Below are 25514 nucleotides of genomic sequence, written 5' to 3' on the forward strand. Positions count from 1 at the left end.
TTGCGGTTCCCATCGGGTCTTCGCCCGTTATCAACTCATTCGTCGTTCTCTTAGCTAACGCTGTCGGGCAGCCTCTCTTCGCGCTGCGCGATAAAGTCCCTGAGGCCCTCGGCAATGCCCTCATCGAGTTTCGGCTCTTCATAGTCGGCCAGCATGTTGCGGGCTTTCTCGCGGCCGCGCGTGTCGTGGTCCTTCGCCCCTCCGGCCTTCCATTGTTCGTAGGAGTTGAAATCCATGATGGTGGGCATGAAGAATGCCGACTCGTAATGATCGAGCGTGTGCTGGGTGCCGAGGAAATGGCCCTGCGGCCCGACTTCGCGGATCGCCGCCATGGCCTCCTTGAAATCGTCGAACGGCAGGCCGCCGGCATATTTATACCAGCCGACAAGCTGCTCGCAGTCGGTGGCGAATTTCGAATAGCCGCATGTCAGCCCGGCCTCCAACCAGCCGGCGGAGTGCCAGATATAATTGGCGCCGGCGAGGATGGCGGCATGCATCAGCATGTTGGATTCATAGCCGGCCTGGGCGTCGTTGAGTTTGGAGCCGACATGGAAGCCGGAGGTTCGCCAGGGCAGTTCGTATTTCCGCGCCAGCGCGCCCATCAGATACATCATCTGGGCGGCTTCCGGCGTGCCGCCCATCGGCGCGCCGGTCTTCATGTCGACCGTCACCATGAACTGGCCGTAGATTTGCGGCGAACCCGGGCGCAGCAGTTGGGTGAAAGCGACGCCGGCCAGTGCTTCGGCATTGACCTGCGCCACCGCGCCGACGGCCGAGGCCGAAGTCGATGCGCCGCACAGCGCAAAGGGAGCCAGGATCAGCGGCTGATTGCTGCGCGCATAGACCTTCATCGCGTCCAGCATGGTGGCGTCCCACACCAGCGGCGAGTTGCAGTTGGTAATCGACACCAGCACCGGGTTATCGCGAACGAAATCTTCGCCAAAGACGATGCCCGCCATCGCCATCGTGTCTTCGGCGCGGTCTTTGGAAGTAACGATGCCCATGAACGGCTTGTCGGAATGCTTCAGCGCCGAATGGATGATGTGGAGATGCCGTTTCGGCACCGCGATCTCCATCGGCTCGCAGATGATCGAACTCGACGAATGCAGCGCCGGGGCCATGTAGGCCAGCTTGTGGAAATTGTTGAGGTCTTCAAGCGTGCCATAACGCCGGTTGTTGTCGAGGTCGCGCACGTAAGGCGCGCCATACATCGGCGCGAAGATGGAGTTCTTGCCGCCGACGCGCACGGTGCGCTCGGGATTACGCGCATTGAGGGTGAATTCGGACGGAACCTTCGCGACCAGTTCCATCAGCAGGCCGCGGTCGATGCGGACGCGTGTCTCGGACACGTCGGCGCCCGCCGCCTTCCACATGGCGATCGCCTCGTCGTCGCGGAACTCGCAACCGACCTCTTCGAGGATGGCGAGCGACTCCTGGTGGATCAGTTCCACCGCCTCGTCCGGGACCATCTGGTAGGTGGGAATCTCGCGGACCAGCGTCGGGAACGAGGTGACGGGGGCGCTCCTCAGCGCCTTGCGTCCGAGGCGACCGCCGCCGCGGCGGTGGGTTTGCTCGGTCAGTTCAGCGGCCGGTGCGTTCATGGAGCCTCCTCATTCCGTCCAACCAAGTTAGCGAGAGGAAATATGGATGTGATGCTGGAAAATCCTGATCTCTTGTATAAGCTCAGCTTATGCGAAGCCTGCGCCACCTCCTGCCCTCGGCCGGCAGCCTGATCGTCTTCGAAGCGGCGGGCCGGCTGTCGAGCTTCACCGCTGCCGGGCGCGAGCTCGGCATGACACAGGCCGCCGTCTCCTATGCGGTGCGCGGGTTGGAGGAACAGCTTGGCGCGCAGCTGTTCCAGCGCCGCCACCGCCAGGTCGTCCTGACAGAAGCGGGCGAACGCTTCCATGCCGACGTCTCGCTCGGCCTGTCGCATATCCGCAAATCGGCGGAGGATCTGCGCCTGCAGGCGACCGGCGGCCATGTCACGCTGGCGGCGTCGACCGCCTTCGGCTCGTTCTGGATGATGCCGCGCCTGCAGCAGTTCCGCGACGAACTGCCGGGCATCGACTTGCGCATCCAGACCGCCGACCGCGATCTCGACATCATCGCCGAGGGCATCCCGCTCGCCGTGCGCGGCGGCGAGCCGCGCGACTGGGCCGATTATCATTCGCTGCCGCTGGCCGACGAGGAGATTTTTCCGGTGGTTGGCGCCAGCTATCTGGCGAAATTCGGCATGCCGAGGAGCGTCGCGGAGCTGGCGACGCATCGCCTGATCCACCTCGAGGAGCCCTACCGCGAGGCGGCTAGCTGGGACGAATGGTTCCAGTCGGCGGGCGGCAGCCTCGACAACACCGCGCGCGGCCTGCGCATCAACGATTACGGCCTCGTGATCCAGGGCGTCATGGAAGGCCAGGGCATCGCGCTTGGCTGGCGGCATCTGGCCGAACGGCTCCTGGCGTCGGGGCTGCTGGTGCCGGTGACCGATCATGTGCTGAAGACCGGCAAGGCGTTCTATGTGGTTTGGCCTAAGAACCGTGAGCTGAGCGAGAATGCGCGGAAAGTCAGGGACTGGCTGGCAGCGCAGGCTTGAAATCGGTTGCAGCGTAGTCACTATCGCGGAGTTCCTTCACACCCCCCTCTGTCCTGCCGGACATCTCCCCCGCAAGGGGGGAGATTGGCAGTTCATATGTCGCGTCACCCTTCAAGCATTGGAGATTGGCGAAAGCCGTCGTGACATCTGATCTCCCTCCTTGCGGGGGAGATGGCCGGCAGGCCAGAGGGGGTGCTGTCCCGCTGGCGTCTCCAATGTCCGGCATTCATTGAAGCCTTCCGCACACCCTTCGAATCCGCCTATAATACCCCCATGCCCATTCGCCAGCTTTCCGAAACGATGATCAACCAGATCGCCGCCGGCGAAGTCATCGAGCGTCCGGCGAGCGTGGTGAAGGAACTGGTCGAAAACGCGCTCGACGCCGGCGCCTCCCGCGTCGAGGTCGTCACTGCCGGCGGCGGGCTGAACCTGATCCGCGTCACCGATGACGGCTCCGGTATCCCCGAACAGGAACTGGCGCTGGCCATTGCGCGCCACTGCACCTCGAAACTTGCCGACAACATTCATGATATCCGCTCGCTCGGGTTCCGTGGCGAGGCATTGCCGTCAATTGGTTCGGTGTCGCGACTGTCGGTTCGCTCGCGCACGGCCGCAGGCGACGCTGCAGCCGAGATCGCCATCGAAGGCGGCCGCGTTTCGGCGGTCAAACCGGCGGCGGCCAACCGCGGCACCACGGTCGAGGTGCGCGACCTGTTCTTCGCCACGCCGGCGCGGCTCAAATTCATGAAGGGCGAGCGCGCCGAAAGCTCCGCCACCAGCGACGTGGTCAAGCGCATCGCCATCGCCTTCCCTGCCGTGCGCTTTACGCTCGCCGGCTCCGACCGCTCGACGCTGGAATTGCCGGCAACCGACGACACGGCGGAAGGCAGCCTGCGCCGCGTCGCGCAAGTCATGGGCGCCGAGTTTCCCGACAATTCCATCGCTATCGACGCCAGCCGGGACGGCGTGCACTTGACCGGCCACGTCTCGATCCCGTCCTTCACCCGCGCCAACGCGCTGCAGCAATATGCCTATGTCAACGGCCGTCCGGTGCGCGACAAGCTGATCGCCGGCGCCATTCGCGGCGCCTTCGCCGACGTGCTGCCGCGCGACCGGCATGCTGTCACGGTGCTGTTCCTGACGCTTGATCCGGCGACCGTCGACGTCAATGTCCACCCAGCCAAGGCCGATGTTCGCTTCCGCGATCCCGGCCTGGTGCGCGGGCTGATCGTCGGCGCCATCCGCGAGGTGCTGGCCAATGCCGGCATCCGCGCCGCCACCAGCGGGGCCGCCGGGATGGTGGCGGCGTTCCGGCCGGGAGCCGCCTCCTACGCCCATGCGGGTCCTGCCAACGGTCATCGCAGTTATGACGCGGCCTACCGGGCCTCGGGCTTTTCGGGCTTTGACCGCTCGCCACAGCGGCCGCTGGATATGGGATTTGACGGCGCCGGCTTCCGCGAAAACGACCAGGCTGCATTCGACGCCGGTCCGCTCGCCAGCGCCGATGCGCGTGCCGGCTTAGCCGAGCCGGCCGAGACGCTGCTCGGCACCGCGCTGGGCGCCGCCCGCGCGCAGGTCCACGAGAACTACATCGTCGCCCAGACCAGGGATTCGCTTGTCATCGTCGACCAGCACGCGGCGCATGAGCGGCTGGTCTACGAGGCGCTGAAGAATGCCCTGCACTCGCGCGCGGTGCCCTCGCAGATGCTGCTTCTGCCGGAGATCGTCGACCTGCCGGAGGAGGACGCCGAGCGGCTGGCCATGCATTCCGAAACGCTGGCCCGGTTCGGCCTCGGCATTGAGCGTTTCGGTCCCGGCGCGGTGGCGGTGCGCGAGACGCCGTCGATGCTCGGCGAAACCAATGTCCAGCAATTGGTGCGTGATCTTGCCGACGAGATCGCCGACAACGACACGATCGAGACGCTGAAGGAACGACTGGACAAGATCGCCGCGACTATGGCCTGCCACGGCTCGGTCCGCTCCGGCCGCCTGCTCAAGCCTGAGGAGATGAACGCGCTGCTGCGCCAGATGGAAGCAACGCCGGGCTCCGGCACCTGCAACCACGGCCGCCCGACCTATATCGAACTCAAGCTCGCCGATATAGAGCGGCTGTTTGGGCGGCGGTGAGCACAAGCCAGGTCAGGGCACACGCTCAATTCACCAACAGGCGATAATCCTTGAACCTATGAGAGAAAACGTAATCCCTTGAGTAACCGGCGCTACCGCCGCGAAAATTCACGGAGATTATCTCGAAGCTTCTCCCAACCTGTTTTTGAACATTCATGTAGATGGGAGTCATCAGCATGCCGGCATCGCAATCGTCGTCATCGAAAGCGATCTCCTGAACGACCTTCTTTTTCTTCTTATCGATGACCCGCAGCTTATTCATGCAGACGAGAAAGCCCGCTTTCTCGTAGACCCCGGCAAATCTGTGGGTTGCTGTCTGCGCCCAGAAGGGAATCTCGACGGCGCCGTCAACCTTCGCCTCACCGGTATCGTCGAGGCTTGCGACCTTCTTCAGCGTGATCGGGAACTTGTCCGAGCCCTTGCTCCAAGTCCCTGTTGCGCCGCTTTCGCCAAGGTCAAGAGAAAACGGACATCCGGCGGTGCCAACGGGCGTTTTCGATCCCATGACCAGCAACCTGTCGAACTCCCTGTCGTCCGCAATCTCGCAAAGGAAGAGGCTGGTGCCACTGATCTTGCCGTACACCGCTATCGGGCTTTGCTTCGCGTCGTAGAAATAGCTCCCCTCGACCGTAATCCCGCTGCCGAAACTGTCATATCTCTGCAGCGATAGGTGGACGGGGTTAGGTCCGATGGAGCCTTCGTAGTTTTCGACCTGATACCAGCCCGCAGCGGCTTTCCCGGTCAGCAGCAAAACGCAAAAAATTGCCGATATGAACAGTCTTCCCATTCCGTCCCCCAGTGAAGGCAGCATACCACAGCTGTCCTTCCTCTGGGTGTCTGCATTCTGATGGAATGCGGTTCCCGGTTTGAGTCCGAAAACAGCTCAAATCATTTGTTTTAACGCTTTAAATTCACCACGATCACGCCGCCCAGCGCCAGTGCGCCGCCGAGGATACCAAGTAGCGTCGGCACTTCGCCCAGCCAGAAGAAGCCGATCAGGGCTGACATGGGCGAGACCAGATAGAGGAAGTTCGACGCGCGCGCTGCCGGAAGACGCGACAGTGCGGTTGCCCAGGCGGCATAGGCGATCAGGCTGGGCACGATGCCAAGAAAGATCACGGCGCCGATACCGGCCGTGTTGGCGACCGCGGCCTGCGCAAAGCCGCTCGGCAGAAAGGGTGCCAGGCAAAGAGCGCCAAGAATCATGTTCGAGGCCGAAATGGTCAGCGGGTGATGGCGGGCAAAGAGCGGCTTCTGGACGATCGTGTTGACGGCCGAGCACAGCGCGGAGCCAAGAACCAGCAGCGCGCCGGTGTCGAAACTCAAGCCATTGCCGTCAGCCACAGCGATGATGCCGATGCCGGCGAAAGAAATCGCCGTGCCGAACCAGGCCCAGCTTGAGAAGCGCTCGCCGAGCAATGCCATTGCCATGATGGCGGTGAAGATCGGGCTGACATTGATGATGAAACCGGCGGCACCCGCCGAAACCGTCAATTCGCCGAAATTGAGCATGACAGTGTAGAGCGCGACGAAGATGGCGCCGCCAAAGACCAGGCGCCACACTTCGTCGAGCCTCGGCAGCGCCGGGCGCTTGACGGCAAGAAAGATCGCCGCCGGCACCGCGGCAATGGCAAAGCGCAACGCACCGAGTTCCAGCGGCCCGAAAGCGGCGAGGCCGGCACGGATCGCGGGAAAGGCCGAGGCCCAGCCGACCACCGTCAAGGCCACGGCGATGGCCGCCGTGGTGTCCATCCGCTGTGTCGGATTCGACGTGCTGGTCGTTGCGCTCATCTGCCTGTCCTCGGGTTCCCAGAGTGTTGAAAGGCAGAAAGCGCCTTTTCGGCGCCGTTGACAAACGATCAAATCGAGGATCACCTGTGACTGTGGATCACAGCTCAGACACAATGGTGCCGCTCGAGACCCTGCGCGCCTTCGATGCGGCGGCGCGAACGGGGAGCTTTTCGGCCGCGGCCGAGAAGCTCAACATCACCCACGGCGCCGTCAGCCGGCAGATCGCCAAGCTGGAGGACTGGCTGGGCTTGAAAGTGTTCGACCGCGGCGCGCGCGGCGTCTCGCTGACCATCGAGGGCAACCGCCTGCATCTGCGCACGGCGGAAGCCTTTGCGCTGATCTCCAGCCATTCCGACCGCTGGGTCGAGCCGCGCGGCACCGCCGTGGTGCGGCTGACCTCGATACCCTCCGTCAGCGGGCTGTGGCTGATGCCACGCATGGCGGCGCTGGAGAACAATCCAACCAAGCTGCGCATCGTGCTCGACGTCGACATCCGCCAGGGCGACCTTGCCGATGAAGGCATCGACCTGTCGGTCCGCTGCGGCCGCGGGGGCATTCCGGGCCGCATCTCGGTGAAGCTGTTCGAGGAACATGTCTTTCCCGTCGCCGCGCCCGGCCTTGCCCGCGAGATCGGCCGCGGCGACCCGGCCCGGCTGCTGAGGTTTCCACTGATCAACGATTCCGACGCTTCGGGTTGGCGTGCCTGGTTTGCCGCGCAAGGGATGGACTACCGCCCGCGCCCGCAGGATCGCCGCTTCGAGGACTACAATCTGGTGCTCGACGCCGCAGCTTACGGGCTCGGCATCGCGCTGGCGCGGCCGCCGCTGACCGGACACCAGTTGGAGGCAGGCCGCATCGTCGCCGTCGACGAGCGCACGGCGCTGAACCCGGTGTCGTACTGGCTGGACCGGCCGCTGGGGCGGCCGCGTACGGCTGCCGCCGAACTTTCACGCCGTATCGCTGTCGAGGCGGGGCTGGCGATGGACAAGATGGAAGCTTTCCTCGAAGCCGAGCGATAGCGGCGATCGTTCGGTGCTCAGCCAAGCACCAGCAAGGCGAGCCCGACAATGGCGACGGCCAGAAACCCGGCTGCCAGCGCCATCAGGCCGACACGCATCTGCTGCCGGCCTTCGGGCTGGACCGTGTCATTCGACCCAGACATCGCCTGCCCCCGCTTCGCCGCCGCGTCGGTGGCGGAGGCGCGGCGCGGCGGCGAAACCCCCGGTGCGAGAAGCGCAAACCAGGGCAGTCCTGCCGGCTTTGCGGCAGCGCCATCATCGGCCCTGGCCGGCGGCACCGGCAGACCGCGCTGTGCATCGTCGTTGGCTGGCGTCGCCTTGCCTGTCGCAGCCGTTGTCGGCCCGAAATCGTCGGGCGCCGCGTCACCCGGTTCGGCAAGCGCCAGATAGGCCTGCAGGATCTCGGCTGAACCCGTCTGCTGCCCCTTTGCGACGGCTGCGGACAACAGCGCCTGCAGCGCCGGCGCCGCTGCCGGCTGCAAAGGCGCACCGGATGGCGTCGGCGGCTGCACCAGCGCCTTTATAAGTGCTGCTTTCGCCGGATCGGCCTTCGCCGACGGCACCGCTGCCAATATCATGGCCTCGCGCAGCAGCGCAGTCAGGCGGGCGGATGAAATGTCCATGCCGGTCCCATAAGAATGGTTTGGAGCCGACAATAGCGCCTCAGCATTGCGTCAAGCTTGACCTTGCCGGCAATTTATGGCGATGAAATCAGCATGAACTCTGGCACCACCCATGATGAACCGCTTCGAAGGCCCTGGCGGCAAGGAAGCCCGGATCCGCTATCTCGACGGCGACTTCCAGGTCACCAGCCCGGCGCATTCGTGCGCTGCGCTGTGACCGGTGAGAGCATTCCGCTGGACGAGCTCAAATATTGGAGCGTCGCCAGGCAGGAGCCCTATGTCAGCGCCGCCGCCTCGCTGCGCCGCGAGATCGAAACGCATCCGGACCTGCGCAGCCGGGGCTAGATCGGCACACCGGAAAGCAAGGCTCACCGTCGATCTGATTTTCCTGGAACGCCTGCAGGACTATGGCTTTGAGGATGCCGGCGCGTTTTCGACCGAAAAGTCGAATTTATGAACAAGCCGATCTCCGACAAGCACTTTGATGGAATACGGCCCGATCGGATCACCCTCGGCCATGCACCACCCATGCGAGATCCATCCGTCCTGCGGTTTGTAGAACATGGTGGTCTCGGAGACCCTTCGATCGCCCGATAGCTTGCTCAAGCTGTATTCGTTTCCGTCGATACCACCCCACTGCCTGGGCTCCGCGGGAAGCGCGAACACCTCGGTGACCGATACCAGTCTGTCGCCTTGCGCCAGACGTACGCGCCATTCAAAGCAGGCGCTATCGGGGATAAGCGGTACAATGTTTGAGGGCCGAACGTGGGTAGCACCGTCCGCTTCGGTGACCGAGACCAGAAATTCGCTGTCGGTCGCGGTGGGTGCCTGCGCCGAAGATGGGTTCGCCATCGCCACAAGAACAAAGCCCACAAAGAGTGCCCGCAACCTAACCATTCCACCCCCCGCGCTGAAGCCGGTCTGACTTATAATTGTGATAAGCGGCGAGAAATATCCTGTGTCAACGCGGGAGCGCCCTACCCTCGCAGCCGGCGCTGTCTCCAGGCATCCAGCGTCTCATCGATGATCCGCTCCGGCACATTGTCGAGTTCGAACGTGGCGTCTATCTCCAGCACGTCGAGTTGACCAAGGAATTCAGCCGAGGCTGCGCCATGGCGCAGCCGGGCTGCGTCCTTGGCGGTGGTCACGAGGCCCAGTCCCTCACGGCGCGCGGTTGCCGCCAGTTCGGCGAGTTCGTCGGGGGCATAAAAATGATGGTCCGGAAACGACCGGCTCAGCGCCACTTCCGCGCCCGTGCCGCGCAGCGTCTCGAAGAATTTTTCGGGATGGCCGATGCCGGCAAAGGCGAGGAACCGCCGGCCGGCGAACCGCTCCTTGCCGCCCGGTTCAGCATGCGCCTCGAAGATCGGCCGGCCGGCGCGCGCCGCCTGGCGCACGACCTGGTCGGCGGCGGTGCCCTCGCCCATCTTCAACAGCCCATCGGTGAACACCAGTTGGTCGACGACGTTGGCGCGCAGCGGCCCACCCGGAATGACGCGGCCATTGCCGATGCCGTAGCGGGCGTCGACGACGACCAGCGCATAGTCGATATGGATGCGCGCGCTCTGAAAACCGTCATCCATGATCAGGAAATCGCAGCCATGGGCTTCCATGAGCAGCTTGGCGCCGGCGGCGCGGTTCGGGCTTACCGCAACCGGCGCGTGCTCGGCCAGAAGCAGCGGCTCGTCGCCGACATGCTTGGCGGCGTCGTGACTGGCATCGACGACATGCGGCTGCGCAAACGAGCCGCCATGGCCGCGCGACAGGAATCCGGGATTGAGCTGCATGCGCCTGGCCTGCTTGGCCAGCGCGATGGCGACCGGCGTCTTGCCGCTGCCGCCGACGGTGAAGTTGCCGACGCAAAGCACTGGCGCGTCGATCTTTTGACGTATCGCCCGATGCATATGGCGGCCGGCGACCATGCCATAGACCGCTGATAGCGGCGACAGCGCAAAGACCCGCCAGTCCGGCGCTTCCCACCAGAAAGGTGGTGCTTCCGACGCCACCTATCGCCCGTCGGCGCCCTTCAGGCGCGACTTGACGATCAATGGCTGGATATAAGGCTCGAGCGACTTCAGCGTGTGCGCCAGCGCACCGCGCATCTGGTCGACTGTGGCGGCACCGGCCGCCATCATCTCATGGCGCGCAACTTCATTGCTCAGCAGGAAATTGACGGCGCCGGCCAGCATGTCGCGGTCGCGCACCAGCTTGGCGCCGCCACTGTCGAGCAGGCGCTGATAGGCCTCGCGAAAATTCTGGACGTTGCGGCCGGCCAGCACAGCGGTGTCGAGCATGGCCGGCTCCAGCGGATTCTGGCCGCCTTCCGAGGTCAGCGAGCGGCCGACAAAGGCGATTTCCGTCAGCCGGAGATAAAGCCCCATCTCGCCGATCGTATCGCCAAGGAGGATATCGGTGTCGGCGGTGATCCGGTCCCCCTTGCTGCGCCGCGCCAGCTTCAGGCCCATGCCGGAAATCTGTGCTGCCAGCGCTTCGGCGCGGTCGGGATGGCGCGGGACGATGATTGTCAGCAGGCCATGGTGGCGCTTGTAGAGCGTGGCGTGGACTTCCGCCGCGACCACCTCCTCGCCGTCATGGGTCGAAATTGCCGCCCAGGTCGGGCGGCCGGCGATCTGGCGCTTCAGCGTCGCCAGCGCCCGTTCGTCGACGGGCGGCGGCAAGGTGTCGACCTTGAGGTTGCCGGACACGGTGACCGGCCGGGCGCCAAGCGCGCGAAACCGTTCGCCGTCGACATCCGACTGGGCAACGACATGTGCGAGGTTCTCGAACAGCGCCTCGGCGATGTTGGCGCGCTTCTTCCAGGATTTGAACGAACGGTCGGACAGCCGGCCGTTGACCAGCACCTGCGGCACGTGTCGGGCGCCGAGCTCGAGGATGGTCATCGGCCATATCTCGGATTCGGCGATGATCGCCAGGTCCGGCCGCCAGTGATCGAGAAAGCGGCTGACGGCCGGCTTCAGGTCGAGCGGAACATATTGGTGGATGATGCGGTCGCCCAGCCGTTCGTCGGCAACCTGCGCCGAAGTGACGGTGCCCGTCGTCAGCACGATGTTGACACCGTAGTCGAGGATGCTTTGCACCAGCGGCACGACCGCAAGGGTCTCGCCGACGCTTGCCGCATGGATCCAGATCACCGGCCCTTCAGGGCGCGGCCGCCCGGCAACGCCGTAGCGCTCACGGCTGCGGCTGCGGTCTTCCTTGCCCTGCGATGTGCGCCAGGCGACATAGGGACCCATCAGCGGATAGGCGGCGGCACCGGCAAGGCGGTACGCCGCCAGGAAGGCGCGCGCCCAGCCGACGCTCATGGCCTGCCGTCCACGAGCCGATAGGCCTCGGCGGTCGCGGCATTGAGCGCGGCCGTGACTTCCTGGCGCTTGCGCTCCATTTCGGCCTCGTCGGCATTGGCCGGCACGAAAACCGGCGTTCCGATGACGATCGAGGAGCGGCCGAACGGCAGGTTGATGGTGGTCTTGTCCCAGCTTCTTTCCAGCACCTTGCGGCGGCTGGTGGCGATGGCGGCAGGCATGATCGGCCGGCCGGAAAGGCGTGCCAGCAGAACGATACCAAGCCCCGCGTCGCGCGGCGTGCCGTGGGGAATGTCGGCGATCATGGCGACGTTCTTGCCGGCGACGAGTGACTTTTTCAGGGCGATGAGCGCCTTGGCGCCGCCCTTGTCGAGATGCTTCGTGCTTTCACGCCCGCCGGAGCCGCGCACCGCCTCGATGCCGAATTTTTCGATCATCAGCGCGTTGAGTTCGGCGTCGGCGCTGCGCGAGACCATGGCGACCAGCGGCCGTCCCTTGGGATAATAGGCTGGGGTCAGCAGATGCTGGCCATGCCAGAGCGCGATGATGCCGGGTTCGAATTCGGCGTAGTCGCCGCCTGAAAATTTAGCCGAGCCTTCGACCACGCGGTTGGTCAGGCGCACCAGGCGGACGAACTGGGCGAGCAGGCTGACGATGATGCTCTTGACGATTCGCGACTGCGCCAACGGCTCGCGGATCTTGCGCCAGAACGTCTTCGAACTGCCGCCGCGTCTTCTTCGGACCGCGGCGCCGGTGGGCTGCCCTTTCACCGCTTCATGCTCCATCACTGTCAACCGGCGGCCTTGCTTTCAGGGTCGAGCAGCCGGTGCAGATGGACGACGAAATAGCGCATATGGGCATTGTCCACGCTGGCTTGCGCCTTGGCCTTCCACGCGGTGTGCGCGGTTTGATAGTCCGGATAGACGCCAACGATGTCGAGCGCGTCGAGATCGCGGAACTCGGTGCCTCCCAGTTGCTTCAGCTCGCCGCCGAACACCAGGTGCAAAAGCTGTTTCTTTCCGTCTTCCGCGGCCATTTCGGTCCTTCACATATTGTGAGTTTGCGACAGGTCTAGCCCAAAGCTGCCGACTTTGGAACCTTCGATCACGCTTCCGTATCGGCAATGACGCCGGCAAGCACGGTCAGCAGCTGCCCGCTGCCGGCGACCAGCGCGCCGTGACGGATGATCTCCCCGGCATAAAGCGGCGCGCGGCCATGGCCGTCGAGCACGGCGCCGCCAGCCTCGCGCAAGATGAGATCGGCGGCGGCGATATCCCAGTCATGCGCGTTGGGCTTGACGAAGGTTGCGTCGAGCGTGCCGTTGGCGACCATCGCCAGCCGGTAGGCGAGAGAGGGAATGTGCGCCGCGCGCCGCACCCGGCTTTGCCATTGCGCCGGCATCAGGTCGATCAACTGCTTCAGCCCGCCGATCTCGACCGTCTTACCCAGGCCGCGCACGGCAATCGGCTTGCCGTTGCGGAAAGCTCCATGGCCAGGCAGCGCCCAATAGGTTTCGCCCTTGGCCGGACATTCGAGCACACCGGTGAGCGTGCGGCCATTCTCGACCACCGCGACGCTGACGCACCACGAGCGCAGACCTTCGAGGAAGCCGCGGGTGCCGTCTATGGGGTCGACGACAAAGGTGCGCCGCGCCAGAAGCCGTGCCGGATCGTCAGTCGTTTCCTCCGACAGCCAGCCATAGTCCGGCCGCGCCGCCAGCAGGGTCTCGCGAAGATAGGCGTCCGCCGCGTGGTCGGCTTCGCTGACCGGCGAGGTGCCGCCTTTCATCCACACTTGCGGGTTCTTGCCGAAATAGCGCATGGCGATCGCGCCCGCCTCGCGGGCGGCGTCGCGCAGCAGATCGAGGTCTTCCGAGGCCCCGGCCGATATGACCGGGTCACGCTCCGGCAAGGGTCATTCCTTCGATCAGCAGCGTCGGTGCGGCAGTGCCGAAATCGCGGTCAAGATCGCTCGCCGGAACCATATTGAGGAACATCGTCTTCAAATTGGAGGCGATGGTCACCTCGGCCACCGGATAGGCAAGCTCACCATTGTCGATCCAGAAGCCGGATGCGCCACGGCTGTATTCGCCGGTCACCATGTCGACGCCCTGGCCGAACACTTCAGTGACATAAAAGCCGGATTTCAGCGACCTGATCAGGTCTTCCGGCGTCCTGTCGCCCGGCTCGATGGCGAGATTGGTCGAAGACGGCGATACCGACGAGCCGCTGCGCGCGCCGCGTCCGTTGGTGGTCAGCCCCAATTCCCGCGCGGCGGACGTCGACAGGAACCAGTGCTTCAGCACGCCGTTCTCGACCATCAACAGCTTTTCGCCCTCGACGCCTTCGCCGTCGAACGGGCGCGAGGCCTGGCCGCGACGCCGTAGCGGCTCGTCGGTGACGGTGATGGCAGCCGACGCAACCTGCTTGCCCATCATCTCGCGCAAAAAACTCGTCTTGCGCGCCACCGAAGCGCCGTTGATGGCGCCGGCGAGATGACCGGCAATGCCGCGCGCGACGCGCGGATCGAACACCACGTTGACCGGACCGGTCGCCGCCTTGCGGGCGCCGAGGCGGCGCACGGCGCGCTCGCCGGCCTTGCGGCCGATCAATTCCGGTGCGTCCAGATCGGAAAAATGCTGGTTCGAAGAGTATTCGTAGTCGCGCTCCATGCCGGTGCCTTCGCCCGCAATCACGCTGGCCGAACGCGAAAAGCGCGACGCGACATAGTGGCCGACGAAGCCGTTCGACGTGGCAAGCACCAGCCCGCCGAGGCCTGCGCTGGCGCCGCTGCCGGCCGAATTGGTGACGCCCTTGACTGCAAGGGCCGCTTCCTCGGCGGCCAGGGCCGCTTCCTTCAACTGATCGGCCGAAACCTCGGTGGCGTCGAACAGATCGAGGTCGCGCACCTTGCCGACCAGCAAAGCCGGATCGGCGAGACCCTGATAGGGGTCCTCGGGCGAGACTTTGGCCATGGCCACGGCGCGCTCGGCCAATGCCTTGGGGTCCGATGCCGCCGTCGCCGAGACGCTCGCCACCCGGTTGCCGACGAAGACGCGCAGCGAGACATCGTCGCCCTCGGACGCCTCAGTGTTCTCGACCTTGCCCAGCCGCACCGACACGCCGATCGAGCGGCCGCGCACGGCAACCGCGTCGGCGGCGTCGGCGCCGGCCCGCTTGGCAGCCTCGACCAGTGCCGCGACGCGGTCGGTCAATTTCGCTGCCTCTGGTGTATCGGTCATGCGCATGGTCCTGGCTGAAGCCGCGCCGGGCGGTAGCGGCTGTTGCACCATCTATTGTCCCAATGCGGCTTGTGCAATGGCGCACGGGCAATTGTCCCGCTGCGGCATAGCGCCCAAGCGGCCCGCAAAGCCCATCCGCGGCGGCCGCCACAGACGCGCGGCTTGACCGGTTTGTGAGTTTAACCGAGGCCGATTTCCGTCAAGGAGTGGCGACCGGCGTCCAGATCACGTCATCGATCCTCGTCGCGCCCGTTGCCAGCATCACCAGCCGATCGAAGCCAAGCGCCGAGCCGCTGGCTTGCGGCATGATGGCGAGGGCGGCGAGAAAATCCTCATCCAGCGGATAGCGCTCGCCATAGACGCGCTCCTTCTCGTCCATCTCGGCGGCAAAGCGCCGGCGCTGCTCGGCCGGATCGGTCAGTTCGCCGAAAGCATTGGCGAGCTCGACGCCGCAGCAATAGAGCTCGAAGCGCTCGGCCACGCGCTGGTCCTCCGCGCTCGGCCGGGCCAAGGCGGCCTCGGAGATCGGATAGCCATAGAGGATTGTGGCCCGCCCCTGCCCCAGCATCGGTTCGACCTTTTCCACCATCACGCGGCTGAACAAATCGGCCCAGTTGTCATCGTCGGCCGTGCGCAGGCCGGCCTTGACCAGAGCATCATGGAGTGCGGCGCGGTCTGTGCCGCCATCGGCAGAAACGGTGGCAAGAAGATCGATGCCGGCGTAACGCGCAAAAGCTTCCGCCACGCTCACGCGTTCCGGTTCGGCGAACGGATCGGCCTCGCGGCCGCGAAAGCGGAAGGTTTTGGCGCCGGCCCGCTCGGCTGCCAGCTTCAGCAGTTCGGCGCAATCGGCCATCAGGCTGTCATAGGTTTCGCCGACCCGATACCATTCCAGCATGGTGAATTCGGGATGGTGCAAGGGGCCGCGCTCGCGGTTGCGCCAGACGGCGCCCAGGCTGAAGATGCGCCGCTCACCGGCGGCCAGCAGCTTCTTGCAGGCGAACTCCGGCGAGGTGTGGAGATAAAGCGGCCGGCGCGCGCCGTCGGCGCCGATCGCCTCGGTGGCGAAGGCTGAGAGATGCGCCTCGTTGCCGGGCGAAATCTGCAATGCCGCCGTCTCGACCTCGATGAAGTCGCGCTCGCCAAACCAGCCGCGCATGGCGGCAGCTATGGCGTTGCGGGCCATCAGCCGCGGCCGGCGGTCGGCGTGAACATCCGGCGTCCACCAGGGCGAAGCGCCAGTCATGGGTTTGCCGGGCAACGGAATTGCTGACAGGGCTGGCGGTTCGGGCCAAGATGCGCTACGGCGACGGCTCTCGCAGCCGATTTGCGCCGAACGATCGTTTCAGGCCAACGAAGTCTAGGATTGAAAACCGTGGTGAAGGTCATCGCCAGTTCGCTCCGTAAAGGCAATGTCGTCGACAAGGACGGCAAGCTTTACGTGATCCTCTTTGCCGAAAACATCCACCCTGGCAAGGGTACGCCGGTCACCCAGCTCGACATGCGCCGCATCTCCGACGGGGTGAAGGTTTCGGAGCGCTACCGCACCACCGAGCAGGTCGAGCGCGCCTATGTCGAGGAGCGCGAGCACACCTTCCTCTACGCCGACGCCGAGGGGTATCACTTCATGAACCCGGAAAGCTACGACCAGGTCGCGGTGCCGGAAAGCGTGGTCGGCGACATGGCGCCCTACCTGCTCGAAGGCATGGCGGTGCAGATTTCGCAGTTCAACGGCATCGCCATAGCCCTGGTGCTGCCGCAGCGCGCTACTTTCGAAGTGGTCGAGACGGAGCCGACGACCAAAGGCCAGACGGCGTCCTCGTCATACAAGCCGGCCGTGCTTTCCAACGGCGTGCGCACGCTGGTGCCGCCGCACATCGCGCCGGGTACCCGCGTGGTGGTGATGACGGCCGATGGCGCTTATGTGGAGCGGGCGAAGGACTGAGGCGCGAGCGCCTCCGTCCTGGTTGATCCGTTGCATTGCCTTCTGCGGCCGCTGGCTCGATAGTCCTGCCGATGTGGCAGACCTTTGTGACCTACTGGCCTCTGATCCTTGTGATCATTCCGATGCTGATGGCCGCCATCGGCATCGTCCACGCAATCATGACCAAGGAAGACGTGCGCGCCGCCACCGGCTGGGTCGGCGTGATGATCTTGTCGCCATTCCTTGGCGCGATCATCTATGCCATTGCCGGCATCAACCGCATCCGCCGCGCCACGATCAGCGCCATGCGGCCCGTCGCCGGTGAAGCCGAGACAGCCAAACACGACCACGACATTGCGCTCGAAACACTCATCTCAGCCGAATTCGGCCAGCGCTTTGCCGGCCTGAAGACGCTAGGCGACAGGGTGGCGCGGCGCGCACTGACGTCGGCAAACGCGATCACGATCCTCAGGACCGGCGACGAAGCTTACGCAGCAATGTGCCGGGCGATAGACAGCGCACAGCGCAGCATTCTGCTCGAGACCTACATCTTCGACAATGACGAGATCGGACGACGTTTTGTCGGATCGCTGGCCGGCGCGGTCCGGCGCGGTGTGACGGTTCGCGTGCTGATCGATGCGGTCGGCGTGCGCTATTCCGTGCCCAGCATCCTTGGGACACTCCGGGAAGCCGGCGTCACCGTCGATCTGTTCAACGGCAACATCGTCATGGGCCTGAGACTTCCCTATGCGAATTTGAGGACGCACAGAAAAATCCTGATCGTCGACGGTGTGGTGGCGTTCACGGGAGGCATGAACATCCGCAAGGGATTTTCGGCCGAATTCGCCGGCAGCGCCAGTTCGGCGGATACGCATTTCCAGGTGACGGGGCCGGTCGTGGCCGACCTGTTCGCGGTTGCCGCCGAAGACTGGCGTTTTGCCGGCAACGAGGCGCTCAAGGACGAGGTTTGGCACGTAGAAAAGCCCTCGCCGCCACCCGGTCAGCCGATCCTGGTGCGGGCCGTGGCGTCGGGGCCGGACGCCAGCATCGAAACCAACCACAAATTGCTGACGGGGGCATTTTCCGTCGCCCGCAAATCGATCCGCATCATGTCGCCCTATTTCCTGCCGGACCGGGAATTTGTCAGCGCGCTGGTCACGGCTGCCCGGCGCGGCGTCGAGATCGACATCGTCGTGCCCGCGGTCAACAATCTCTTCCTGGTCGGCCGCGCCATGACGGCGCAGTACGACCAGGTGCTGAAGCACTATTGCCGCGTCTGGCGCCATGAAGGGTCGTTCGACCATTCGAAGCTGTTGTCGGTCGATGGCGTGTGGGCCTATGTAGGCTCCTCCAACCTCGACGCCCGGTCGCTGCGGCTGAATTTCGAAATCGACCTGGAGGTGCTGGATACCGGCTTTGCCGCCGAGATCGAGGGGCGCATCGGAGCGGCAATCGCTTCCGCCAAACCCGTCACACTCGCAACCCTAAGAGCGCGGCCATTTGTCATCCGGGTTTTTGACCGGTTGTTATGGCTGGGATCGCCCTATCTTTAGAATCAGGACAGATTGAACGCAGGCCTATGGACATAAACGGACGCAGCCTTCCTGAAACAGTGCTCCTGTCGATCCGCGGCAGGAAAGCGCGCAAGGCGAACGCGACGCCGCGCAAGCACATTGAAGGCGCCCAGATGGTGGTCGCCTCCTACAACGTCCACAAATGCATCGGCACCGACCGCAGGTTCGACCCCGAACGGACCGCTCGCGTCATCCGCGAGATCGGCCCCGACGTCATCGCGCTGCAGGAGGCCGACAACCGCTTCGGCGATCGCGCCGGGCTGCTCGACCTTGCCCGGATCGAACACGAAACAGGGCTTGTGCCGGTGCCGGTTTCCGGAAGCGGCAAGGGCCATGGCTGGCGCGGCAACGTGCTTTTGTTCAAGCGCGGCACGGTGCGCGACGTCCATCAGATCAAGCTTCCGGGACTGGAGCCCCGCGGCGCGCTGGTTGCCGAGATCGACCTCGACGAAACGCGCACTCTGCGCGTCATCGCCGCGCATCTCGGCCTGTTGCGCCGCTCGCGTTCGGAGCAGGCCCGCGTCGTGCTCGACATCATGAGCAACCAGGATGAAAGGCCGACCTTGCTGCTCGGCGACCTCAACGAATGGCGGCTGGGCAACCGCTCGGCGCTCAAGACGCTGCACGCCACCTTTGGTTTCACGCCGGCGGCGGTGCCGACTTTCCCCTCAGGCCTGCCGGTGCTGGCGCTCGACCGGATCATGGCCAACCGGCACGGCATGGTCTCGTCGGTGGAAGCCCATGACACGCCGCTGTCGCGGGTTGCGTCGGATCATTTGCCGCTGACGGCGTTCGTCAGCCTGTAACTCATCCGTCCCGCAGCCAGACCAGCATCTCACCGGGTTCACGGTTGTCCCAGGCAAAGTACGGGACGGCGGTGATTTTCGTTTCGCTCACCGCCGGCGGATCGGTGCGATAGAGCCCGGTTTCCCAGTTTTCCTGGGCTTCCTTGCTGGCAAGTGCCGAAAGCGTGACGATGCCGCCGAGCAGGTTCGGCTCGGCATGCGCCTCGATTGTTGCCGTTCGCGGCAGAGCGATCCGATGCAACTGGCCGGCATTGTCGGTCTCCTCGACGCAATAGATCAGCGGACCGCGCGCAAGTGCGACGCGGCCGATGTCCTGACGCACCTCCGGATTGGCGAACAGACGGGCGATCGACATTTCGAGATCGAGTTCGACCCGGTCGCCCTGGCGCCACTCGCGCCGGATCGCGGCATAGCCGTCGCTGGTGATGTCATCCAGATCGACCGCGGCGCCGTTGACCTTGAGCGCCGCCTTGCCGCACCAGGAGGGGACGCGCAGGTGCAAGGTGAACTCGACCGGCGCGTCGGCTTCGATCCGAATGGAGACCGCGCCATCCCAGGGATAATTGCTGGTCTGAATCAGACTGACCGCCCGGTTCGATATGTCGAATCGCGCGGTGCTGTCGCCGTAGAGATGAACGGCCAGCGCATCATCCGAGAGGGAGTAGAAATAGCTGCCGATGGAGGCGACCATGCGGCCGATATTGGGCGGGCAACAGGGGCAGCGATGCCATTTCCAGCGATTGTGCCTGCCCCGGCTCTCCAACGGGTTCTCGTAGAAGAACAGCGAGCCGTCGAGCGACAGGCCGGAGATCGAGCCGTTGTAGAGTGCCCGCTCCATCATGTCGGCGTAGCGGGCGTTGGGACCCATGCCGAGCATGCGACTGGCCCAGAACACGAGGCCGACCGAGGCACAGGTCTCGGCATAGGCGGTTTCGTTGGGCAGGTCGTAGTCGCTGGTAAAGCCCTCATTGTGCGCCGATGGCCCGAGTCCGCCGGTGATATAGAGGTTTTTGGTGGTGAGATCGTTCCACAGACGGTCGAGCGCTACCCTGAGCGTGTCGTCGCCATATTCGGTGGCGATGTCGGCCATGCCGGAATAGAGGTACATCGCCCTGACCGCATGGCCGACGACCTTGTCCTGCTCGCGCACCGGCTTGTGCGACTGGTTGTACTCATAGGTCTTGAAATGATAGGCCTTCGGGTCGGCGCCGCGCGCACGCGCCTCCTCGTCGAAATAATGCGGCTGTTGCCCGCGCTGGTCGATGAAATACCTGGCCAGGTCCATGTATTTCTGCTCGCCGGTAGCCCGCGCCAGCTTGACCAGCGCCAGCTCGATCTCCTCATGGCCGCAATAGCCCTTCTTCTTGCCCGGCTCCGGGCCGAAGGTGTCGGCGATATGGTCGACATAGCGGCACATGATATCCAGCAGCTTGCGCTTGCCGGTGGCCTGGTAGTAGGCGACCGCGCCTTCGATCAGATGGCCGGCGCAATAGAGCTCGTGGCAATCGCGCAGATTGGTCCAGCGCTTGCCGGGCTGGATGCGCTGGTACCAGCTGGAGAGATAACCGTCTTCCTGCTGCAGTCTGCCGTAGAGGTCGATGACGGCATCGATCTTCGTCTCGAGTGCCGCATTCTTGCGCCGGTAAAGCGAATAGGCCGCGGTCTCGATGGTCTTGCCCCAATCGGAGTCCCAGAACATCTGCGTCGTCACCGTCGAGCCGGTGAAGCCGGGGCTGGCAGCCTCGTCGGGCGACGGCGAATGAAACGGAATGACGACGCCCGGCGAGGGCCGGTCCGGGTCGATCTGCTCCAGCATGCGCGCCTCGACGCAGCGCTCGTAGAGGATGTCGGCGGTGCGCGACGCCACGGCATCGACACGGTCGCCCCAGAAGCCGCGGACATCGACCTGCGGCACCGGCAGCGGGCGGAAGGCGAGTTTGCCGGGCTTGGCGGTTGGTTGAACGGTCATCGTGTCACTCCGTTGGATATTGGTCATTTCACGGCGGGTCATTTCACCGCGCCGGCCATCAGGCCGCGGATGTAGAAGCGCTGCAGCAGCAGGAAGAGCACCAGGCACGGCACCATCATCACGGTGACGCCCGCCTGCACCGCGCCCCAGTCGATGGCGCCGAAGCGGCCGGACTGCAGCGCCGTCATCATGATCGGCAGCGTGAATTTGGACTGGTCGGTCATCAGCACGAGTGCGGCCAGGAATTCGTTCCAGGCGCCGAGGAAGGCGAACAACGCGATGGTGACGATGCCCGGCCAGACCAAAGGCAGCATCACCTTCAGCAGCATGGTGACGTTGTTGGCGCCATCCATGCGCGCGGCCTCCTCGATCTCGCGCGGCACCGCGTCGAAGGCGTTGCGCATCATGAAGATCGAGAACGGCAATTGCAGCGTGGTGTAGACCAGGACCAGCCCGGTCAGCGTGTTGTGCAGGCCGATCTTGGTCAGCACCAGGAAGATCGGCGTCAGGATCGACTGGAACGGGATCATGATCGTCGACAGGATGACGATGAAGAGCAGGTCTTTCATCGGAAAGCGGAAGCGCGAAAAGCCGTAGCCGGCGAACACGCTGACGATCACCGACAGCACCACCGTCATCGACGCGACATAGAGGCTGTTTTGCGCCGGCAGCCAGAGGCCGTCGCCAAAGGTGTCGAGCGTGCGGTAGTTCTCGATCGAGAAGCCGGTCGTCGGCCACGGCGGCAGCGGCGGCTGGCGCGCCTCCTGCGCCGGCTTGAAGGTCGACAGCACGGCCCAGACGATCGGCGCTATGAACAGCGCGGACGCGATCATGCCGGTCGAATGCTCGGCGATCCTGAGCCAGAGGCGGCTGCTGCGGCTTCTTGCCTGCGCCATCAGTCGATGCCCTCCGGCTTGCGCAGCAGCCACAGCTGAACCAGGCTGAGCGCCACCAGTATGGCCAGCAGGATCATCGACAGCGCTGCGCCATAGCCGAGCTTGAACGAGACGAAGGATTGGTTGAAAATCCAGTAGACGGCGGTCAGCGTCTGGTTGCGCGGGCCGCCGCGCAGGATGATGTAGAACTGGTCGAAGGCGAGGATCGAGCCGGCGATCGACAGGATCAGCGCCAGCGCCAGCGTGCGGCGCATCAGCGGCAGGGTGATGGCGCGAAAGCGCGCGAACGGCCCTGCCCCGTCGATCATCGCCGCTTCCTGCAGATCGGTCGGGATCGACTGCAGGCCGGTCATCAGGATGATCATGGTGAAGCCCGCCACCTTCCAGACGACCATGGCGATGATCGACCAGAAGGCCGGCTGGAACGTCGCCAGGAGGTTGAACTTTTTCGCCGTCAGGCCGAGGTCGTAGGCGGCCGGGCTGAACAGGCCGGAATCGACATTGAGCAGCCACGACCACAGCAGGCTGGCAGAAGCGAAACCGACGACCGCCGGCATGAAGAAGGATGTCCGGTAAAAGCCGGTCAGCCGCCTGGGCTTTTCGATGAACAGCGCCAGCGGAAAGGCGACGGCGAAGATCACGATGGTGACGATCACGGTGTAGTAGGCGGTGAAGCTCAGCGCGTTCCAGAAGCGGTTGTCGCGCAGGATCGCCCGGTAATTGTCGAAGCCGATGTAAAAATGCTCGCCCATCAGCGGCCAGTTGTGCAGCGACATCCAGGCGGTCATGCCGAGGGGAATGATGAAGAACACGACGACCAGCGCCACTGCCGGCGCGACATAGAGCAGGCCGATCCACTGCCGGCGGCCGGCGCCGACCAGATTTCTGGCGCGTGGCGGGGTGGTGGTGATGGCGGTCATTTACCCTCCCCTTGTGGGGAGGGTCGCTGCGCAGCAGCGGGGTGGGGGTGCGGCGCCGGCCCCCCACCCGAACCTGCGGTCCGACCTCCCCGCAAGGGAGAGGTAGGGCGTCGGTGCGATGATTGAGAATGCCAGGGGTCATGCTGCTCTTCCGTTGGATCTCGTAGGGCGGTGGGACACACCTCCCCCACCCCGCTGCTGCGCAGCGACCCTCCCCACAAGTGGGAGGGTAAGGAGCGCCGGCCGCCCGTCCAGGGAGACGATCGGGCGGCCGGATCAGGACCTGCGACGGCAGGGGCGTCATGCGCCCTCGCCGCCGGCCAGTCCTTATTTCTGCGCCTGGTCGATGATCGACTCCATGGTCTCTTGGGCGTTGGCGATGGCGCCATCGACGTCGTCGCCGAAGACGACCTCGTTGATCATCTGCGTCCACGGACCGTTGGCCGAGTTGATCAGGTCATTGAACACCACGGAGTAGGGCGTGCGGCCCTTGGCCATGGCTTCGGCGGCGATCTGGTAGCGCGGATCGAGATCTTTCAGCGCTTCCTTGGCGATGTCGCCGCGCACCGGCAGGCTGCCATATTTGGCCAGAATGGTCTGGCCTTCGAGCGAATAGGCGAAATCGAGGAACTCCTTTACCACGGCGAGCTTCTTGGTGCCCTTGGTGACGACGAAATTGTCGCCGCCGGCAAAGGACGACCAGCCGCTGTCCTTGCCCGGCAGGAAGGTGACGCCATAGTCGATATCAGGATATTGCGTGTTGAGCGCGCCGATGGCGAAGGCGCCGGACGGCGTGATGCCGATGTTGCCGGTGGCGAAGGCGGCAAAGAAGTTGGAGCCGGTGTCGGTCTGCGCGCCTGCCGGCACCAGGTCCTTCTTGACCATCGAGCGGTAGAGGTCGATGGCGCCGCGCAATTGCGGGCTGTCCAGCGTCGCCTTCGAGCCGTCCTCTGAGAGGATGTCGCCGCCCGAGGCCCAGATCAGCGGCGTGAAGGTGAAGATGTTGCAGCCGCCGCAATTGCCGGAGAAATAAAAGCCCTTGATGTCGCCACCAAGCGCGTTGACCTTTTCGGCATCGGCCGCGATCTCGGCCCAGTTGGTCGGGCCCTTCTCGGGATCGAGCCCCGCCTGCTTAAACAGCTTCTTGTTCCAGATCAGCACCGAGGCGTCGGCCGAGAACGGCAGCCCGTAAATATGATCCTTGTAGGTGCCGGTCTTGACGTGCGCCGGCGACAGGCTGGCGAAATAGGGCAGCGACTTCGCCCAGTCGGTGATGTCTTCGAGCTGACCGGCGGCGGCAAAGGACGGCGTGTAGATCAGGTCGAGCGACAGCGCGTCGGGCGCCGTGCCGCCGGCGGCGGCGGCGCCATATTTCGGGATGATCTCGGCATTGGGAATGATGTCCAGCTTGACCTGGTTCTCATGGCCCTTGTTGAAGGCATCGACGATGCGCGGCATGAAGTTCGAGCCGTCGGCGCGAACCCAGATGTTGGCGGTATCGGCGGCAGAAGCTGTTGCCAGCGTGCCCAGAATGCTCGCAAAGGCGAGCCCGGCGATCATGGTCTTCATGGTTCTCCTCCTCATGGTTCAGTTCTCCTCCCTGTAACCGCGCTCCCCGCGCGGCTTTTTGATTCTCAACCGCCCGGTGGACGGCCGCATGACTGACGCACCACCAGCCGGCACGGCAGTTTTCGAATGCCCGGCGCGGCGGGTTGGCCGCCGACGAGCGAAAGCAGAGTGAGGCCGGCCTCGCGGCCGAGCGCCGCCAGGTTCATGTCGACCGAGGTCAGCGGCGGGCGGGTTGCCTCGGCCACGATCTCCCAATTGTCGAAACCGATGACGCCGACATCGCCAGGCACGCCAAAGCCGCGCTCGCGCAGCGCATCGATGACGCCGCGCGCGATCTGGTCGTTGCCGCAGAACACCGCATCGGGTTTCTCTCCCTTCTTGTTGAAGAGCGTTGGGCCGTCGAACAGCTTTCCGACGGCTTCATGCCCCCAGGCTTCCGACCACGAGCCGAGCAAGGGCTCGGTCACCGGCAGGCCGTGCGCCGCCAGCACATCGCGAAAAGCCTGTGCCCGCTCATTCACCACGGCAAAACTGGCGGGACCGCTGACATGGGCGATGCGCCGCCGCCCGAGGCGGCAAAAATGCTCGACCGCCAGCCGCGCGCCGCCGGCATCGTCGGAGACGAAGGCGATGGCATCGGGATCGGGCTGGCTGAAAGCGTAGATCACGGGCACGCCGAGATTGGCGAGGTCGACCGGCAGATGGCGGTCGATGCGCTTGCCGCTGGCGATGATGCCGTCGATGCGCTTGTCCAGCATCGCCTCGACATGCAGTTGCGCCAGCCGCGGGTCATCCTCGACATTGCACATGAACACCGAAACGCCGGCATCGACCAGCGCATCGGAAATGCCCGACATGACCGGCAGCGAAAAGCGGCCATAGGTATCGTTGGTCAACAGGCCGACGGTGAAGGAGCGCCGCCGCAGCAGGCTCTGCGCCAGGCTGTTGGGGCGAAAGCCGAGCCGCTGCGCCGTCTCGCGAATGCGCTGCCGCGTCTCGGCCGTCATCCGCCCCTGCCCGTTCAGCGCCTTCGAGGCCGTGGCCACACTGACGCCAGCCATCGCCGCCACTTCACGCAGCGTGACGGGTTGTTTGGCGGGTGCGGGCGAGGTGTCGGCTGCCATGGTGCGAGGCGAAAT

At 64.7% G+C, this 25514-nt stretch carries 23 protein-coding genes and 1 pseudogene; 7 read left to right on the forward strand and 17 right to left on the reverse strand.

Translation table 11 applies throughout. The annotated features are described in order from the left end of the window. Window positions 1-50: 50 nt before the first annotated feature. Window positions 51-1601: a trimethylamine methyltransferase family protein gene (locus NKL04_RS12725; RefSeq protein ID WP_023702311.1), complete on the reverse strand. Its 1551-nt coding sequence runs from the start codon at window positions 1599-1601 to the stop codon at window positions 51-53. Window positions 1602-1690: 89 nt separating this feature from the next. Here NKL04_RS12725 and NKL04_RS12730 point away from each other — a divergent pair, with 89 nt between their 5' ends. Next, complete coding sequence (locus tag NKL04_RS12730) at window positions 1691-2593, forward strand: LysR substrate-binding domain-containing protein (RefSeq protein WP_023702312.1); 903 nt, start codon at window positions 1691-1693, stop codon at window positions 2591-2593. A gap of 273 nt (window positions 2594-2866) precedes the next feature. Continuing rightward, window positions 2867-4720: a DNA mismatch repair endonuclease MutL gene (mutL, locus tag NKL04_RS12735; protein WP_023702313.1), complete on the forward strand. Its 1854-nt coding sequence runs from the start codon at window positions 2867-2869 to the stop codon at window positions 4718-4720. Between the two features lie 25 nt (window positions 4721-4745). Here the strand turns inward: mutL and NKL04_RS12740 are convergent, their stop codons facing one another. Together NKL04_RS12740 and NKL04_RS12745 are read right to left on the reverse strand one after the other, a co-directional pair. Then, window positions 4746-5507, reverse strand: a complete 762-nt coding sequence (locus NKL04_RS12740) for a hypothetical protein (protein ID WP_023702314.1) — start codon at window positions 5505-5507, stop codon at window positions 4746-4748. Between the two features lie 110 nt (window positions 5508-5617). Next, the gene (locus NKL04_RS12745; protein ID WP_023671583.1) at window positions 5618-6511 is read right to left on the reverse strand and encodes a DMT family transporter; all 894 of its coding nucleotides are present in this window, start codon (window positions 6509-6511) and stop codon (window positions 5618-5620) included. A gap of 113 nt (window positions 6512-6624) precedes the next feature. Here NKL04_RS12745 and NKL04_RS12750 point away from each other — a divergent pair, with 113 nt between their 5' ends. After that, entirely contained in the window at window positions 6625-7530 is a 906-nt protein-coding gene (locus NKL04_RS12750; RefSeq protein ID WP_023702315.1) for a LysR family transcriptional regulator, read from the forward strand. A 17-nt stretch (window positions 7531-7547) separates the two neighbouring features. Here the strand turns inward: NKL04_RS12750 and NKL04_RS12755 are convergent, their stop codons facing one another. Beyond that, window positions 7548-8153, reverse strand: a complete 606-nt coding sequence (locus NKL04_RS12755) for a hypothetical protein (RefSeq protein ID WP_023671581.1) — start codon at window positions 8151-8153, stop codon at window positions 7548-7550. A 112-nt stretch (window positions 8154-8265) separates the two neighbouring features. Here NKL04_RS12755 and NKL04_RS12760 point away from each other — a divergent pair. Continuing rightward, window positions 8266-8498, forward strand: a pseudogene (locus NKL04_RS12760) (DUF2093 domain-containing protein). A 60-nt stretch (window positions 8499-8558) separates the two neighbouring features. Here the strand turns inward: NKL04_RS12760 and NKL04_RS12765 are convergent. The 8 genes from NKL04_RS12765 to epmA all read right to left on the reverse strand — a co-directional run bounded on the left by NKL04_RS12765 (window position 8559) and on the right by epmA (window position 15963). Further along, a complete protein-coding gene (locus NKL04_RS12765; protein WP_155922435.1) occupies window positions 8559-9041 on the reverse strand; it encodes a PM0630 family protein in 483 nt (160 codons plus the stop codon). An 89-nt stretch (window positions 9042-9130) separates the two neighbouring features. Continuing rightward, window positions 9131-10159 (reverse strand): tetraacyldisaccharide 4'-kinase, encoded by a 1029-nt coding sequence (lpxK, locus tag NKL04_RS12770; protein WP_023671578.1) that lies wholly within the window; start codon window positions 10157-10159, stop codon window positions 9131-9133. After that, a complete protein-coding gene (gene waaA, locus NKL04_RS12775; protein ID WP_023671577.1) occupies window positions 10160-11476 on the reverse strand; it encodes a lipid IV(A) 3-deoxy-D-manno-octulosonic acid transferase in 1317 nt (438 codons plus the stop codon). Next, window positions 11473-12261 carry a lysophospholipid acyltransferase family protein gene (locus tag NKL04_RS12780; protein ID WP_023671576.1) on the reverse strand — a complete coding sequence of 263 codons (789 nt, stop codon included), beginning with the start codon at window positions 12259-12261 and terminating at the stop codon, window positions 11473-11475. The genes waaA and NKL04_RS12780 overlap by 4 nt, the downstream gene beginning before the upstream one ends. A gap of 5 nt (window positions 12262-12266) precedes the next feature. Beyond that, window positions 12267-12512, reverse strand: a complete 246-nt coding sequence (locus tag NKL04_RS12785) for a DUF4170 domain-containing protein (protein ID WP_023671575.1) — start codon at window positions 12510-12512, stop codon at window positions 12267-12269. 68 nt (window positions 12513-12580) lie between these two features. Next, window positions 12581-13387 (reverse strand): 3'(2'),5'-bisphosphate nucleotidase CysQ, encoded by an 807-nt coding sequence (locus NKL04_RS12790; protein ID WP_023671574.1) that lies wholly within the window; start codon window positions 13385-13387, stop codon window positions 12581-12583. After that, window positions 13374-14717 carry a TldD/PmbA family protein gene (locus tag NKL04_RS12795; RefSeq protein WP_023816274.1) on the reverse strand — a complete coding sequence of 448 codons (1344 nt, stop codon included), beginning with the start codon at window positions 14715-14717 and terminating at the stop codon, window positions 13374-13376. Before NKL04_RS12795 ends, NKL04_RS12790 begins: the two co-directional genes overlap by 14 nt. 199 nt (window positions 14718-14916) lie before the next feature. Next, entirely contained in the window at window positions 14917-15963 is a 1047-nt protein-coding gene (gene epmA / locus NKL04_RS12800) for an EF-P lysine aminoacylase EpmA (RefSeq protein ID WP_023700603.1), read from the reverse strand. 129 nt (window positions 15964-16092) lie between these two features. Between epmA and efp the strand changes: the two genes are divergently transcribed. The 3 genes from efp to NKL04_RS12815 all read left to right on the forward strand — a co-directional run bounded on the left by efp (window position 16093) and on the right by NKL04_RS12815 (window position 19021). Beyond that, on the forward strand, window positions 16093-16662 hold the full coding sequence (gene efp, locus NKL04_RS12805; RefSeq protein WP_023682947.1) for an elongation factor P: 570 nt from the start codon (window positions 16093-16095) through the stop codon (window positions 16660-16662). A gap of 71 nt (window positions 16663-16733) precedes the next feature. Continuing rightward, window positions 16734-18194, forward strand: coding sequence for a phospholipase D-like domain-containing protein (locus NKL04_RS12810; RefSeq protein ID WP_023700604.1), 1461 nt, complete (start codon window positions 16734-16736; stop codon window positions 18192-18194). A gap of 26 nt (window positions 18195-18220) precedes the next feature. After that, window positions 18221-19021: an endonuclease/exonuclease/phosphatase family protein gene (locus tag NKL04_RS12815; protein WP_023671569.1), complete on the forward strand. Its 801-nt coding sequence runs from the start codon at window positions 18221-18223 to the stop codon at window positions 19019-19021. 1 nt (window position 19022) lies between these two features. On the opposite strand, the gene NKL04_RS12820 is transcribed toward NKL04_RS12815, so the two are convergent. The 5 genes from NKL04_RS12820 to NKL04_RS12840 all read right to left on the reverse strand — a co-directional run bounded on the left by NKL04_RS12820 (window position 19023) and on the right by NKL04_RS12840 (window position 25499). Then, complete coding sequence (locus NKL04_RS12820; RefSeq protein ID WP_023700605.1) at window positions 19023-20990, reverse strand: glycoside hydrolase family 127 protein; 1968 nt, start codon at window positions 20988-20990, stop codon at window positions 19023-19025. A gap of 38 nt (window positions 20991-21028) precedes the next feature. Further along, a complete protein-coding gene (locus tag NKL04_RS12825; RefSeq protein WP_023700606.1) occupies window positions 21029-21886 on the reverse strand; it encodes a carbohydrate ABC transporter permease in 858 nt (285 codons plus the stop codon). Then, window positions 21886-22806 carry a carbohydrate ABC transporter permease gene (locus tag NKL04_RS12830; RefSeq protein WP_023700607.1) on the reverse strand — a complete coding sequence of 307 codons (921 nt, stop codon included), beginning with the start codon at window positions 22804-22806 and terminating at the stop codon, window positions 21886-21888. The genes NKL04_RS12825 and NKL04_RS12830 overlap by 1 nt, the downstream gene beginning before the upstream one ends. Window positions 22807-23133: 327 nt before the next feature. Beyond that, window positions 23134-24375, reverse strand: a complete 1242-nt coding sequence (locus NKL04_RS12835; RefSeq protein WP_023700608.1) for an ABC transporter substrate-binding protein — start codon at window positions 24373-24375, stop codon at window positions 23134-23136. Window positions 24376-24440: 65 nt separating this feature from the next. Beyond that, complete coding sequence (locus NKL04_RS12840) at window positions 24441-25499, reverse strand: LacI family DNA-binding transcriptional regulator (protein WP_023700609.1); 1059 nt, start codon at window positions 25497-25499, stop codon at window positions 24441-24443. Window positions 25500-25514: the final 15 nt, after the last annotated feature.

Origin of the sequence: Mesorhizobium sp. C264A, from assembly GCF_040324515.1 — a bacterium.
Taxonomy (GTDB): domain Bacteria; phylum Pseudomonadota; class Alphaproteobacteria; order Rhizobiales; family Rhizobiaceae; genus Mesorhizobium.

Bases quoted from the DNA above. Each gene is read 5' to 3' on its own strand.
- NKL04_RS12825 (WP_023700606.1), bottom strand. From the start codon at position 21,886: ATGGCGCAGGCAAGAAGCCGCAGCAGCCGCCTCTGGCTCAGGATCGCC.
- NKL04_RS12810 (WP_023700604.1), top strand. From the start codon at position 16,734: ATGTGGCAGACCTTTGTGACCTACTGGCCTCTGATCCTTGTGATCATT.
- NKL04_RS12725 (WP_023702311.1), bottom strand. From the start codon at position 1,601: ATGAACGCACCGGCCGCTGAACTGACCGAGCAAACCCACCGCCGCGGC.
- NKL04_RS12745 (WP_023671583.1), bottom strand. From the start codon at position 6,511: ATGAGCGCAACGACCAGCACGTCGAATCCGACACAGCGGATGGACACC.
- NKL04_RS12815 (WP_023671569.1), top strand. From the start codon at position 18,221: ATGGACATAAACGGACGCAGCCTTCCTGAAACAGTGCTCCTGTCGATC.
- epmA (WP_023700603.1), bottom strand. From the start codon at position 15,963: ATGACTGGCGCTTCGCCCTGGTGGACGCCGGATGTTCACGCCGACCGC.
- NKL04_RS12755 (WP_023671581.1), bottom strand. From the start codon at position 8,153: ATGGACATTTCATCCGCCCGCCTGACTGCGCTGCTGCGCGAGGCCATG.
- NKL04_RS12835 (WP_023700608.1), bottom strand. From the start codon at position 24,375: ATGAAGACCATGATCGCCGGGCTCGCCTTTGCGAGCATTCTGGGCACG.
- NKL04_RS12730 (WP_023702312.1), top strand. From the start codon at position 1,691: ATGCGAAGCCTGCGCCACCTCCTGCCCTCGGCCGGCAGCCTGATCGTC.
- NKL04_RS12750 (WP_023702315.1), top strand. From the start codon at position 6,625: ATGGTGCCGCTCGAGACCCTGCGCGCCTTCGATGCGGCGGCGCGAACG.
- NKL04_RS12820 (WP_023700605.1), bottom strand. From the start codon at position 20,990: ATGACCGTTCAACCAACCGCCAAGCCCGGCAAACTCGCCTTCCGCCCG.
- NKL04_RS12840 (WP_023700609.1), bottom strand. From the start codon at position 25,499: ATGGCAGCCGACACCTCGCCCGCACCCGCCAAACAACCCGTCACGCTG.
- NKL04_RS12795 (WP_023816274.1), bottom strand. From the start codon at position 14,717: ATGACCGATACACCAGAGGCAGCGAAATTGACCGACCGCGTCGCGGCA.
- NKL04_RS12740 (WP_023702314.1), bottom strand. From the start codon at position 5,507: ATGGGAAGACTGTTCATATCGGCAATTTTTTGCGTTTTGCTGCTGACC.
- waaA (WP_023671577.1), bottom strand. From the start codon at position 11,476: ATGAGCGTCGGCTGGGCGCGCGCCTTCCTGGCGGCGTACCGCCTTGCC.
- NKL04_RS12830 (WP_023700607.1), bottom strand. From the start codon at position 22,806: ATGACCGCCATCACCACCACCCCGCCACGCGCCAGAAATCTGGTCGGC.
- NKL04_RS12780 (WP_023671576.1), bottom strand. From the start codon at position 12,261: ATGGAGCATGAAGCGGTGAAAGGGCAGCCCACCGGCGCCGCGGTCCGA.
- mutL (WP_023702313.1), top strand. From the start codon at position 2,867: ATGCCCATTCGCCAGCTTTCCGAAACGATGATCAACCAGATCGCCGCC.
- NKL04_RS12785 (WP_023671575.1), bottom strand. From the start codon at position 12,512: ATGGCCGCGGAAGACGGAAAGAAACAGCTTTTGCACCTGGTGTTCGGC.